Source organism: Acidovorax cavernicola (assembly GCF_003581445.1).
This window is the reverse complement of sequence record NZ_QXMN01000007.1, coordinates 1-13,593: the sequence shown is the minus strand read 5'-3', so window position 1 is coordinate 13,593 and position 13,593 is coordinate 1. Positions and strand designations below refer to the sequence as shown.

The window sequence follows — 13,593 nt, the reverse complement described above, 5'->3', positions numbered from 1 at the left end:
CATTCGTGCAGGCGGTGCCTGCTACAGCAGGCGCTTGAGGTAGCGGCCCGTGTGGCTCGTCTCGTTCGCCGCGATGTCTTCCGGCGTGCCTGCGCCCACCACCGTGCCGCCGCCGGCGCCGCCTTCGGGGCCCATGTCGATGAGCCAGTCGGCCGTCTTGATGACGTCCAGGTTGTGCTCGATCACGACGATGGTGTTGCCCGCATCGCGCAGCTGGTGCAGCACCTTCAGCAGCAGTTCGATGTCGGCGAAGTGCAGGCCGGTGGTCGGCTCGTCGAGGATGTACAGCGTGCGGCCGGTGTCGCGCTTGCTCAGCTCCAGCGCGAGCTTCACGCGCTGCGCCTCGCCGCCCGACAGCGTGGTGGCCGACTGGCCGAGCTTGATGTAGGAGAGGCCCACGTCCAGCAGCGTGCGCAGCTTGCGCTCGATGGTCGGCACGGCCTTCAGGAACTCGTGCGCGACCTCGACCGTCATCTCGAGGATCTGCGCGATGTTCTTGCCCTTGTACTGGACCTCGAGCGTCTCGCGGTTGTAGCGCTGGCCGTGGCAGACCTCGCAGGGCACGTACACGTCGGGCAGGAAGTGCATCTCGACCTTCACCACGCCGTCGCCCTGGCAGGCCTCGCAGCGGCCACCGGCCACGTTGAAGCTGAAGCGGCCCGGGCCGTAGCCGCGCTCGCGCGCGGTGTTGGTCTCGGCCATCAGCTCGCGGATGGGCGTGAACAGGCCGGTGTAGGTGGCCGGGTTGCTGCGCGGCGTGCGGCCGATGGGGCTCTGGTCGACGTTGATGACCTTGTCGAAGTACTCGATGCCTTCCACCGATTCGTGCGCGGCCGGCTCTTCGTGCGCGCGGTACAGCGTGCGTGCCACGGCGGTGTAGAGCGTGTCGTTCACCAGCGTCGACTTGCCCGAGCCCGAGACGCCCGTCACGCAGGTCAGCAGGCCGACGGGGAAGGCCACGCTCACGTTCTTCAGGTTGTTGCCGGTGGCGCCGACGACGCGGATTTCCTGCAGGTCGGTCTGGGTGGCCAGGTGCGCCGCCTCGCGCGCCGCGCGGCGTTCGGCCGCGGGGCTCTGTGGGAAGCGCGAGGGCTTCTTGCCTTCGTTGAAGGCCGGCTTCTTCACGGCCGGCAGCCACGCGGTGCGATGCTTCGGCACCTCGATCTTCTTCACGCCCGAGAGGTACTGGCCGGTGAGCGACTCGGGGTTGGCCGACACCTCGGCGTAGCTGCCCTGCGCCATCACGCGCCCGCCGTGCACGCCGGCGCCGGGGCCCATGTCGATCACGTGGTCGGCGGCGTGGATCATGTCCTCGTCGTGCTCGACCACGATCACGCTGTTGCCGATGTCGCGCAGATGCTTCAGCGTGCCGATGAGCCGGTCGTTGTCGCGCTGGTGCAGGCCGATGCTGGGCTCGTCGAGCACGTACATCACACCCGTGAGACCCGAGCCGATCTGCGACGCCAGCCGGATGCGCTGCGCCTCGCCGCCCGAGAGCGTCTCGGCGCTGCGGTCCAGGCTCAGGTAGTTCAGGCCCACGTCGTTGAGGAATTTCAGGCGCAGGCCGATCTCGCGCACCACCTTGTCGGCAATGTCGGCCTTGGCGCCGCGCAGCTTCAGCGTGTTGAACCACGCGAAGGCATCGCGCAGCGTGAGGCGGCTCAGTTCGAAGATCGCCATGCGCGGGGGCTCGCCGCCATCGGCGCCGACGTGGCCCGCGTCGTCCACCAGGAACACGTTGCGCGCCTCGCGCCGCAGCCGCGAGCCGCCGCAATCGGGGCAGGGCTGCTGGTTGCGAAAGCGCGCGAGGTCTTCGCGCACCATCACCGAATCGGTCTCGCGGTAGCGCCGCGTCATGTTCGGGATGATCCCCTCGAAGGGGTGCTTCTTCGTGAGCTTCTTGCCCGCGAAGTTGCCCGATTCCATGGTGTAGTTGAACTTGATCTCTTCGCCGCCAGAGCCGTGCAGCAGCGTCTGCTGCACCGAGGCCGGCAGCGATTCGAAGGGCGCGTCGACGTCGAACTTGTAGTGCTTGGCGACGCTCTCGACCATGCTGAAGTAGTAGCCGTTGCGGCGGTCCCAGCCCTTGATCGCGCCGCTGGCGATCGACAGCGACGGAAACGCCACCACGCGCACCGGGTCGAACACTTCGCGGTGGCCCAGGCCGTCGCAGCTCGGGCAGGCGCCCACGGGGGAGTTGAACGAGAACAGGCGAGGTTCGAGTTCCGACAGCGAGTAGTGGCAGATCGGACAGGCGAATTTGGCGTTGAACAGGTGTTCCTTGTCGGGTGCACCCTCGGCGCCCAGCTCCAGCGCGATGGCGCGGCCTTCGGCCAGTCGCAGCGCGGCCTCGAAGCTCTCGGCCAGGCGCTGCTGCATGTCGGGGCGCGCGCGCAGGCGGTCGATGACGACGTCGATGTCGTGCTTCTCGGTCTTCTTGAGCTTGGGCAGGTCGTTGTATTCGTACGTTTGCCCGTCGACGCGGAAGCGCACGTAGCCGGCGGCCTGCATCTCGGTGAACAGCTCGACGAACTCGCCCTTCTTCTCGCGCGCCACGGGCGCCAGGATCATCAGGCGCGGCTCGTCGGGCAGGGCCAGCGTGGCATCGACCATCTGCGAGACCGTCTGTGCCTGCAGCGGCAGGTGGTGGTCGGGGCAGAAGGGCGTGCCGGCGCGCGCGTACAGCAGGCGCAGGTAGTCGTGGATCTCGGTCACCGTGCCCACGGTGGAGCGCGGGTTGTGGCTGGTGGCCTTCTGCTCGATGCTGATCGCGGGCGACAGGCCCTCGATCACGTCGACATCGGGTTTGTCCATGAGCTGCAGGAACTGCCGCGCATAGGCCGAGAGGCTTTCCACGTAGCGCCGCTGGCCCTCGGCATACAGCGTGTCGAACGCCAGGCTCGACTTGCCCGAGCCCGACAAACCGGTGATCACCACCAGCTTGTTGCGCGGAATGTCGAGGTCGACGTTCTTCAGGTTGTGGGTGCGCGCGCCGCGGATGCTGATGCGCTGCTGGGCGAGCACCGCGCCCAGGTAGGCGTCGCGTTCGCGGTCCCGGTCCGCTGCGTCCTCGCGGGCTGCGGCGGCGGCTTGTTCAATGGCTTTGGAGTTCAAAGGGGGCGATCGTCCGAGGGCAACCGGACATGATAGATCGCCGCGGATTTCATGGCGAGGCGGAGGTCACCGGCGGTGGCTGTACCGGCTTGTCGGCGCCGATGGCCCGCCCGACCATGTGCTCGGCCAGCGTGTCGTACAGCGGGCGGCTGATCATCCGCGAGATCAGGCTGGCCAGCAGGGCCGCAGCCATCAGGCTGAGCACCATCGAATGGCCGTCGACCATTTCCATGACGATGATGAAGGCGGTGAGCGGCGCCTGCGTCACCGCGGCCAGGAAGCCCGCCATGCCCATCGCGATGAGCGCCGGCCCGAGGTCGCTGCTGGCCAATTGGGCGACCGCGTCGCCGATGCCCGCGCCGATCGACAGCGAGGGCGCGAAGATGCCGCCCGGCACGCCGCACCAGGCCGTGAGCCAGGTGGCCACGAACTTGAGCACGGTGTACAGCGGCGTGAGCTGGTCGTGGCCCTGCAGCATCTGCTTGACCGCCTCGGAGCCCGCACCGAAGGTGACGCCGCCCGTCACCAGCCCGATGACGGCCACGGCCAGCCCGCCGCAGGCCGCGAACCGCACCGGATAGCGCGCCCGCCAGCGATTGAAGCGTCCCGGGGCACCGGTCAGCGAGGCGATCAGCAGCCGCGCGAACAGTCCGCCGGCCGCGCCGCTCAGCAGCGTGACCAGCAGGCCGGGCCAGAGGGCGTCCCAGCCCAGGCGCGGCACGCGGATCACTCCGAAATAGCTGGTGTTGCCGAAGGCCGAGACCGCCACCAGGCCGGCCAGCACGATGGCCGTGATGATCAACCCGCTGGCGCGTGCCTCGAGCCGGCCCGACAGCTCTTCGATGGCGAACACCACACCCGCCAGCGGTGCGTTGAAGGCGGCGGCGATGCCGGCGGCCCCGCCGGCCACCAGGAGCGCACGGCCATCGATGGTGGTGCCGGGCGAGAGCCAGCGCCGCGCATGCTGCATGACCCCGGCCGCCACCTGCACCGAAGGGCCCTCGCGCCCGATCGACAGCCCGGCCGCGAAGCCGGCAACGCCCAGTCCGATCTTTGCGACCGTCAGCCGCAGCGAGGCGAAGGCGAAGCGGCGCTCCGGCGGCAGGGCCGGGTGCAGCGCCGCCTTGATCTGCGGAATGCCCGAGCCGCCCGCGCCGGGGAAGAAGCGCAGCGTGACCCAGACGATGCCGGCCGCGAGAAGCGGCGTGGTCAGCAACACGGCCCAGGGCCAGGCACTGTAGAAGCGGTGGAATTGGCCGAAGACCCAGTCGCTGGCGAAGGTGAACCCCACCACGAAGAGGCCGGCCGCGATGGCATAGCCCAGCACGACGGCGCGGTCGAGCCAGGCGCGACCGCCGCGCAGCTCGGCGCGCAGATGCTCGAAAAAGTCAGGTTCGCGGTTCATCGGCAAGGCCCATTCTGGCATCCGCGGGGCATCCGGCCGACCGCCTTGGGGCACAATGGAGGGTTCCTCTCAACCTCCTCCTTCATCTACTTATCAGGGGCAGTGCATATGGCATCGGTCAATAAAGTCATCGTCGTCGGCAACCTGGGGCGCGACCCCGAAATGCGGACCTTCCCGAGCGGCGATCAGGTCGCGAACGTCACCGTGGCCACCACCGATCGCTGGAAAGACAAGCAAAGCGGCGAAATGCGCGAAGCCACCGAGTGGCACCGCATCGTGTTCAACGGCCGCCTGGCAGAAATCGCCGGCCAGTACCTGCGCAAGGGCTCGCAGGTGTATGTCGAAGGCTCGCTGCGCACGCGCAAGTGGACCGACAAGGACGGCATCGAAAAATACACCACCGAAATCCGCGCCGACCAGATGCAGATGCTGGGCAGCCGCCAGGGCCAGGGTGGCCCGTCGGGTCCGAGCGACGACGACGGCGGCTACGGCGGCGGTGGTGGTAGCTACTCGCAAGGTGGCGGCGGCGGCGGTGGCGGCTACGCCCCGCGTGCCCCGGCTGCAGCACCGCGTGCTCCGGCACCGGCGCCGCGTCAGGCACCAGCCAAGTCGTCGTCGGGCTTCGACGACATGGACGACGACATTCCGTTCTGATCCAGCGAGCCGCAGCCGCCTCCTTCGGGGCGGACGCGCGGCCCGTCGTGCGATTCAACAGAAACGCGCGTTCCCGACCAGGGGGCGCGCGTTTTGTTTTTGTCCCCTCATGCAGAGCGCCCCTGCGCACCCGCTTTCCTTCAATTGTTTCGAATCTGTGAACACCGTGGTTCGTTTTGCTACGGGTTTTTACCTAGATCGAGGCGCACAATTCATCTCACGGACCAGCCTTCAACCCAAGACCGGTTCGACAACCCAAGCAAGAACTTGAATTGAAGAAGGAAGAAATCCAGATGACCGCCTCGAAGCTCCTCTCCGCCGTTGCTGTTGCCCTGATGGCCGTTGCCGGCGCCGCCCACGCTGAAACCTACGAAGGCGTACATCGCCTGACCTCGGCCGCCAGCCGCGCCGATGTCGCCGCCCAAGCCGTCGTGGCCGCGCACAGCGCCAACCCCTACGCCACCGGTGCCAACGCAGGCCCCGCGCAGGTGATCGTCTCGAACACCAGCCGCGCTACCGTCCGCGCTGAAGCCGTGGCCGCCGCGCACAGCGCCGACCCGTATGCCGAAGGCGCTTCGTCGGGCGTGGCTCCGATCGTCGCCAGCACCGTCGACCGCGCTGCGGTTCGTGCTGCAGCCCGCGCTGCCGCCCACGGCGACGCCCTGCCGCTGTAAGCGGTCCGAATGCTTCGCCGATGGGATCGGCGAACGTTCCAGGTCTTCATGAAAAGCCGGCCCTGCCAACGCAGGGTCGGCTTTTTTAATGGGCGATGACCGTGAAATCTTGGCCGAAAGTCACATTGCCTTGGCCTTGCGCATCCCTCATGATTTGGGCGCGGAAGGGATGGCCGCCAAGCGCATGCTTTCGCATTAACGCATCGCGGTGGTGCGGACACGCGAGAATCGAGCGTCGTTCCGACCGCACAAAACGAAAGCACGATCCGTCGCCGACCAAGCGACGACCCACTACGCATGGCCCTCACTCTCGACCCCGAAGACACGCGCGGACGCATCCACGATCTGGTGTGGAGCGGCTTCCATCCCGATGCCGACATCGGCTGGATGATCACCGACGAGTACCTCGATCCGGACGAGCTCACCGCCGAGGACCGCGCCTGGATCAAGGCCGAGACTGCGCGGGCCTGCGCCGCCAAGCGCGCCGCCGAAGCGCAGTGGCCCGCGCAGACCGAGTACGACCGGCTCGAAGCCGTGTTCGCGCAACTGCGCGGCGAAAAGATCATTGCCCTGCACCGCGCCGGCAACACGCTGTCCGACGGGCATGACGACGTGCGCGAACAATGGCGCGCGGCCGGGCGGCTCGAGTCCGGCATCCGCGGCTGCTGCTTCTATCACTCGCAGGACCTCGACGGCGCGGTGCGCACCGGGCGCCTGTACCTTGCGTTCAGCGGCGGCATGATCCCCGAGATCGCACAGCGCGAGGCCAACACCGTCACGGTGGGCCGCCGCATCGTCGAGCTGCTGCGCGACGCCGGCTTCGGTGCGCAATGGAGCGGCAACATCAACGAACGCATCGAGGCCGACCTCGGGCAGTGGCGCAAGCGAGGCCCGGCCGCGTGAGCGTGCAGGCCTGGCAGCCGCCGCGCCGCATCGACGCGATCGACTTCTGGCTGCGCTCGCGGCTGCTCGCCACGGCCCACGCCCTGCGCGAAACCCTGCGGCCGACGGCCCGGCGCTGGCCAGGCGGCGCTCACGCACTGGCCGATGCGCCGGTGCTCGCGCAGTACCGCACCCCCTTGTGGTCCGACGGCCGGGCCGATGAATTTCCGCTGGTGGCCGGCAAGGTGCAGAACCTGCGCGTGGCACGACCTGCCTTCGACGCCATCGAGGTGCCGGGCGGCGAGGTGATGAGCTTCTGGCGCCAGCTGGGCCGACCGGGCGCGGGGCGCGGCTTCGTGCTCGGACGCGAGGTGCGCGGCGGTTGCGTGGTGCCGACGCTGGCCGGCGGGCTGTGCCAGCTGTCGAATGCGCTCGCCACCGTGGCCGTCCGCGCGGGGTTCGAGCTGGTCGAGCGCCACGGGCACACGGCGCGCATCGAGCAGGCGGACACACCGGACAGCGACGCCGTCGATGCGACAGTGTTCTGGAACTACGTCGACGTGAAGCTGCGCGCTTCTCATGCATGGCGGCTCGAGGTAGCGGTGACTGACTCGGAACTCGTGGTGCGCATTCGCGCGCGCGCTCCGCGGGCGGTTGCGGTGCTGGCCGCACCCCTCACGTTACGGCGCACGAACGACGACGCCGCGCCCGCGTTGCCGCTGGCGCGCGGCTGCCTGAGCTGCGAAGAGACCACGTGCTTTCGCCATCGCCCGTCGATCGACGTCGGCGCCGAGGGACGCACGGCCGTGTTCGTCGATGGCTGGACGCCGGAGTTCGCGCGCTACCTGCGCGAAATGCATCCGCAGGCGCAACGCATGCAGCCCGCGCCGCTGCGGCTCGCGTTCTGGCGCGTGCCTGCGGCGGGGTGGCATCGCGAGCCCGCGACGAAGGGGGCGGTGACCACCGCGTGGACCGCCAGCCTGCGGCGTGCCGTGTGGCAGCGGCTCTGGGCACGGCACGCGGGCCGGCGGCAGGCCAGCCTGATCGACGGTCAGCGCTGGCTTGCGCAGGCCCTTGCCGCGCGGCTGGAACCCGCACACACGCAGCTGGTGGTCGAGCAATCGCTGTTGCCGCACCTGCAGCGCATCGGTGCGCTCGACGGGCGCCGCATCACCGTGCTGGCCGGTGCGCTGCCAATGACCGACATCGAACAGCGGCTCGATGCCGCATCGCAGCGCTGGCCCGGCGATGCCTCCTTGTGCGACTTCCGTGCCGATACGTCGCTGGTGCGCGACGAAGCGCTGGCGCTCGCGCGCGCGGCGGTCGTCGTGACGCCGCATGCCGAGGTGGCGCGCGCGATGGCGATGTGCGCGCCGCAGGCCACGCTGCAGCGGCTCGATTGGACGCTGCCTCAGATGAAGGCAGCGAAGGCCACGCACAGCGAGCACGATCAACCGCCGCTCGTCGTCTTCGCCGCGAGCGCGCTGGCGCGCAAGGGCGCGCGCGAACTGGCGGCCGCACTGCAAGGCTGGCCGTGCCGCCTGTGCGTGCTGGGTTCGCCGTCGGACGACGCGCGGCTCTGGCAGGGCATCGAACACATGCAACACATGAACTGGCAAGGCGACTGGCTGGCCCGTGCCGCAGTCGTCGTGCTGCCCGCGCACGTCGAGCATGCGCCGCGCGCGGTGCTGCGCGCCGTGGCGGCCGGCGTGCCCGTCGTGGCGTCGACGGCGTGCGGCCTTGGCGGTTTGCCGGGCGTGTGCGAGATCGCGCCTGGCGACATCGACGCGCTGCGCACCGCATTGCAGCAGGCCGTGCGCACCGCCTGAACAGAGAGAGAACACACGTGGCATCGATCGAACAGGCCCGCGCGGCCCTGGCTTCCCATGGCGCGCTGGCGCCGCAATCCGCCGCGGAGCACTGGCACGGCGAACTGGCGTTGCCCGCCGCCATCGCCACCTTCTATGAACAGGTCGGGCCGCTCGGCGAATGGGTCAACGAACGCGTGGGCTACGCGGGGCTCACCGTGCCGACCACCGGCAACCCGTTCAGCATTCCTGCGCTTTCGCGCCTGTGGCAGTTGCAGGCCGGCTACCGCTGGCACGGCATCACGGGCGAGCGCATCGCCGACTGGCCTGACCATTGGCTCGTGGTGGCCGACCAGGGCGCCGACCCGTTCATCTTCGACCTGCGCACCGGCGCGATCCAGTTCGCGATGCACGGCACGGGCACATGGGAGGAAGACGAGCCGCTCTTCGCCGACATCTTCGAAATGGCCGCCTGCCTGGGCACCATCGGCCAGGTGTGGGACGAAGCAGGCGACGCCATCTTCACCAACGAGGACGACTGCGAGGTCGATCCGCTGCATCGCGCGCGCCTGGTCGAACGCCTCGTGCCGTTGCTGGGCAGCGCCTCGGCGGCCGAAAGCATCGTCGACGTGTTCGGCTGGTAAGGGACAAGAGAAAAGAGATATGAGCATCGACCTGCAGACCCTCAAATGCGGCGAGTGCGGCAGCAGTTCGCTGCGCCGCACCGGCCTGAATGAATACACCTGCTCGCACTGCGGCTCGATGTCGCTGGTGGAAGACGACGTGTCCGACCGCCTCGAGCGCGTGCTGCAGCAGGTCAAGCACCACGCCGGCCAGCAGATCGCGGCTGAACAGGCGCTGCGCCAGAAGCAGATGCTGCGCACGATCGGCTTCGTCGTGATCGGCTTCGTCGGCGTGGCACTGGCCATCCAGGTCGCGATGCTGCTGTTCGGGTCGGGCAAGCGGAACAACGCGCCCACGGTGGCACGCGCGATCGTCGATCGCACCATCCCCACGGACGGCCTGAAGCTCTCCGAGCCGCGCCAGGTGCTGGTCGGCGAGCGGCCGAAGTTGCTGGTGCTGGCGCGCAACGAGACCGGCCGGCCGCTCGAACGGGCGAGCCTGCAGGTGGTGTTCCACGACGGCGACACGCGGCTGAATGAACGCAGCGAGTCCCTGCCGATCGACGTGCTGATGCCGGGCGAATCTGCGCCCGTGCTGGTCGACCTGCCCTCGGGCAAGAACGTGACGCGGCAGGACGTGACGGTCGAGAAACTGTCCGAGCCGCGCAGCGCCGCCGAGGGGCCGCGCCTTGCGTTCTCGCGCGTGCGGCTGGTGCAGCAGGGCGAGCGCGTGCGCCTGGCCGGCCGCCTCGTGCATGCGGGCGCCGCTGGTGCGCCGGCGCTGGGCAGCATCGAGGCGCTGGTCACGCTGTACGACGACGCCGGCCAGGTGATCGGTGCTGGCCGGGGCCATGCGACGGGCTCGACGCTGGAGCCGGGCGGGCGCACCGCGGTGGACTTCAACATCGACCGCTTCGGCCGCGGCGCCGCCATCGCGGCCTGGGACTACCGCATCGGCTATCGCACCGTCACGCCTTCGGGGTCGCGCACGGCGGTACTGAGCGCCGACCGCGTGATCCGCACGACCGGTGCGCCGGAGGTCTTCCACACCGACCTGCGGCTGAGCACCGAAGACCTGCTGGCCGACGACAGCGAGCGCTTCGACCTGCGGCAGCTCGAGCTTCTGCCGCTGGTGGCAGGGCGCAGCACGATCCAGCGGCCGCTCTTCATGACCGAGCTGGTGAACCGCAGCTCCGACGCCGTGGCGATCACGCCCGGCGCCGTGATCTCGCGCTTCAACGGCAGCACGGCCGACGGCTCCACGCGCATCGACGAGCTGGCCTACCTGTACCCGGGCGAGCGTTTTCCGATCCTGCTCGAGCCGAGGGCCGTGGACCGCATCACGCAGACCCGTGTCGAATGGAAGCCGATGCGCCGCGCCGCGTTGCCCGGTCCGCGCAAGCCGCTGGAGGTGCAGGTGACGGGCACGAAGGCTGGCACCGGCAGCGTGCTGCTCAACTTCAGCCAGCGCTTCAGCTACAAGAGCGTGGAGGTCACGGGCACGGTGAAGAACCCCGGCACGGCCATCGCGGCCAAGGTGCGCCTGTGGGTCAGCCTGCGCGACCGCAACGACCAGTTGACCGGCTTCAAGATGATCGACAACCTGCCGGCCATCGCACCGGGCGAGAGCGTGCCCTTCCAGGTCCACGTGACGCAGCATGGCCGCGATTTCGCGAGCGTCGGGACGCTATACCAAACCGAATAGCCCCGTGCGTGACGGCATGGGGCGGTTCGCGCCATGATCGCGCCATGATTCCGCTTTCGATCCTCGACCTCTCCCCGATCACCGAAGGCAGCGATGCCGCGCAGTCGTTCCGCAACTCGCTGTCGCTGGCGCAGCACGGCGAGAAGTTGGGCTACACGCGTTACTGGCTGGCCGAGCACCATGGCATGCCGGGCATTGCGAGCGCGGCCACGGCGGTGCTGCTGTCGTACGTGGGCGCGGGCACGTCCGCCATCCGCATCGGCGCCGGCGGCGTGATGCTGCCCAACCACTCGCCGCTGGTGATCGCCGAACAGTTCGGCACGCTGGAGTCGCTGTACCCGGGGCGTGTCGACCTCGGTCTGGGCCGCGCGCCCGGCTCCGACCAGCGCACCGCGCGCGCCCTGCGTCGCAACCTGGAGTCGGACGCCGACCAGTTCCCGCAGGACGTGATGGAGCTGATGGACTTCATGTCGAAGAGCCCGCAGCAGGCGGTGCGCGCCGTGCCGGGCGCGGGGCTCGAGGTGCCGGTGTGGATCCTCGGGTCGAGCACCTTCGGCGCGCAGCTCGCGGCGCACCTGGGGCTGCCGTACGCCTTCGCCTCGCACTTCGCGCCGCAGCAGATCATGCAGGCCATCCAGATCTACCGCGAGACCTTCAAGCCCTCGGCCCAGTTGAGCAAGCCCTACGTGATGCTGGGCTTCAACGTGTTCGCGGCTGACACCGACGCCGAGGCCGAGTTCCGCGCCACCTCGTGGCAGCAGGCCTTCGTGAACCTGCGCAGCGGCCGTCCCGGGCGCCTGCCACCGCCGGTGGAAGGCTATCGCCAGAAGGTCGGGCCGGCGGAGAACGCGCTGCTCGACTCGGTGCTGTCGTGCTCGGCCGTGGGCTCGGTCGAGACGGTGAAACAGGGCGTGGAAGCATTCGTGGCGCGCACCGGCGCCGACGAACTCATGATCACTTCGCAGGTGTTCGACCACGCCGCCCGGCTGCGCTCGTACGAACTGCTGGCCGAAGCCTTCGGTCAGAAGAAGGCCTGAGGATCACGCCCGCTTGCGGGCTTCCTCGTCCACGAGGTCCTTCTTCGAGAGCTTGCCCACGGCGGTCTTGGGCAGCTCGGCGCGGATTTCGAGCGCGCCGATCATCTCGTGCTTGCCCAGGCGGTTCTTCAGGAAGCTCTTGAGCGTGTCGAGCGTGAGTTCGTCCGCGCCGTCCTTGAGCTTCACGAAGGCCTTGGGCGACTGGCCGCGGTACTCGTCGGGCACGCCGATCACGCAGACCTCGGCCACCGACGGGTGTTCGTACACCGCCTCTTCGAGCACGCGCGGATAGACGTTGTAGCCGCCGCACAGCAGCATGTCCTTGGTGCGATCGACGATGTAGAGGTAGCCGTCGGCGTCCATCTTCGCGACGTCGCCGCTGCGGAAGTAGCCATCGGCCGTCATCGACTCGGCGGTGGCCTTGGGGTTGTTCCAGTAGCCCTTCATCACGTTCGGTCCCTTGACGCACAGCTCGCCCGGTTCACCGAACGCGGTCACGTCCTTCGTCGGGTCGTCGAGGTTCACGAGCTTGATGTGCACGCGCGGCAGCGGCATGCCGCACGAGCCCGCCTTGCGCACGCCGCGCGCGGGCGTGAAGGTGCCCACGGGCGAGGTCTCGGTCATGCCCCAGCCTTCGTTGAGGTGGCAGCCGGTGAGCTCGAAGAAGCGCTGCTCGACTTCCACGGGCAGCGGCGCGCCGCCCGAGCCGCAGAACTTCAGCGAGCGCAGGTCCATCTCCTTGGCCTTGGGGTGCGAAAGGATGGCGGTGTACATGGTCGGCACGCCGGGGAACACGCTGATCCTGCTGGCCGCGAGTTCGTTCATCACCGCGTCGACATCGAAGCGCGTGTGCAGCACCAGCGCCGCGCCCAGGCGCACGCCCAGCAGCATCGCGGCGCTCAGCGCGAAGATGTGGAACAGCGGCAGCACGACCAGGAAGCGCTCCTTGCCTTCGTCGAGGATCGGCGGCTCGCCGCGCGTCGATTCGTAGTACTGCGCCGAAGCCGATGTGAGGTTGGCGTGCGTGAGCATCGCGCCCTTGGGTAGGCCTGTGGTGCCGCCCGTGTACTGCAGCACCACGATCTCTTCGGCGAGGTCGCCCAGCGGGTAGGTCTGGTGCGTGCCTTCGCTCTTGAGCAGGTCGGTGAAGCGCACATGGCGCGCATCGGTGGGCACGGGTGCGACCTGGCCCGCGGCCTGCAGTTGCGCCTGCACCTTGTCGCCTGCCGCGCCGTAGTCGCCGAGGCTGCCGACCACCAGCGTCTTCAGGCGCGAGCTGTCGAGCAGGCGCGCCATCAGCGGGTAGAGGTTCACGAGGTCGAGCGTGACGAGGATGTCGGTGCGGCTGTCCTCGATCTTGTGGGCCAGCACGCGCTCGGCGTCCAGCGGCGAATAGTTCACCACCGTGCCGCCGGCCTTGAGCACGGCGAAGAAGGCGATCGGGTAGTGCGGCGTGTTCGGCAGGTAGAGGCCGACGTGCACGCCCGGCTTCACGCCCAGGTCCTGCAGGCCCTTGGCGGCGCGGTCGACCGCCTCGCCGAGCTGGCGGTAGCTCAGGGACTGGCCCATGAACTCGACGGCCGAGTGATCGGGCCAGCGCGCGACCGCCTCGTCGAGCATCTGCTGCACGGGCTTGACCGGCAGTTCAGCGTCCCAGCGCATGCCGGGCGGGTAGTTGCGCGTCCAGGGGG

At 69.0% G+C, this 13,593-nt stretch carries 10 protein-coding genes; 7 read left to right on the top strand and 3 right to left on the bottom strand.

Features of this window, described 5'->3' with window-relative positions:
* Positions 1–21 precede the first annotated feature (21 nt).
* Together uvrA and D3H34_RS08485 are read right to left on the bottom strand one after the other, a co-directional pair.
* Positions 22–3,024 (bottom strand): excinuclease ABC subunit UvrA, encoded by a 3,003-nt coding sequence (gene uvrA / locus D3H34_RS08490; protein WP_286185565.1) that lies wholly within the window; start codon positions 3,022–3,024, stop codon positions 22–24.
* Between the two features lie 139 nt (positions 3,025–3,163).
* The gene (locus D3H34_RS08485) at positions 3,164–4,519 is read right to left on the bottom strand and encodes a chloride channel protein (RefSeq protein ID WP_119553012.1); all 1,356 of its coding nucleotides are present in this window, start codon (positions 4,517–4,519) and stop codon (positions 3,164–3,166) included.
* A 108-nt stretch (positions 4,520–4,627) separates the two neighbouring features.
* Here D3H34_RS08485 and ssb point away from each other — a divergent pair, with 108 nt between their 5' ends.
* The 7 genes from ssb to D3H34_RS08450 all read left to right on the top strand — a co-directional run bounded on the left by ssb (position 4,628) and on the right by D3H34_RS08450 (position 11,902).
* The gene (gene ssb, locus D3H34_RS08480; protein ID WP_119553011.1) at positions 4,628–5,173 is read left to right on the top strand and encodes a single-stranded DNA-binding protein; all 546 of its coding nucleotides are present in this window, start codon (positions 4,628–4,630) and stop codon (positions 5,171–5,173) included.
* Positions 5,174–5,466: 293 nt separating this feature from the next.
* Positions 5,467–5,847 carry a helicase SNF2 gene (locus tag D3H34_RS08475; RefSeq protein ID WP_119553143.1) on the top strand — a complete coding sequence of 127 codons (381 nt, stop codon included), beginning with the start codon at positions 5,467–5,469 and terminating at the stop codon, positions 5,845–5,847.
* 297 nt (positions 5,848–6,144) lie between these two features.
* Positions 6,145–6,750, top strand: a complete 606-nt coding sequence (locus D3H34_RS08470) for a DUF6891 domain-containing protein (RefSeq protein ID WP_119553010.1) — start codon at positions 6,145–6,147, stop codon at positions 6,748–6,750.
* Positions 6,723–8,558, top strand: a complete 1,836-nt coding sequence (locus D3H34_RS08465; protein WP_119553009.1) for a VanW family protein — start codon at positions 6,723–6,725, stop codon at positions 8,556–8,558. Before D3H34_RS08470 ends, D3H34_RS08465 begins: the two co-directional genes overlap by 28 nt.
* Positions 8,559–8,575: 17 nt before the next feature.
* On the top strand, positions 8,576–9,181 hold the full coding sequence (locus D3H34_RS08460) for a hypothetical protein (RefSeq protein WP_119553008.1): 606 nt from the start codon (positions 8,576–8,578) through the stop codon (positions 9,179–9,181).
* Between the two features lie 19 nt (positions 9,182–9,200).
* The gene (locus D3H34_RS08455; protein WP_119553007.1) at positions 9,201–10,865 is read left to right on the top strand and encodes an FxLYD domain-containing protein; all 1,665 of its coding nucleotides are present in this window, start codon (positions 9,201–9,203) and stop codon (positions 10,863–10,865) included.
* Between the two features lie 44 nt (positions 10,866–10,909).
* A complete protein-coding gene (locus D3H34_RS08450) occupies positions 10,910–11,902 on the top strand; it encodes an LLM class flavin-dependent oxidoreductase (protein ID WP_119553006.1) in 993 nt (330 codons plus the stop codon).
* A gap of 3 nt (positions 11,903–11,905) precedes the next feature.
* On the opposite strand, the gene D3H34_RS08445 is transcribed toward D3H34_RS08450, so the two are convergent.
* The coding region (locus tag D3H34_RS08445; RefSeq protein WP_205736695.1) for a long-chain-fatty-acid--CoA ligase at positions 11,906–13,593 on the bottom strand (1,688 nt) is incomplete at its 5' end.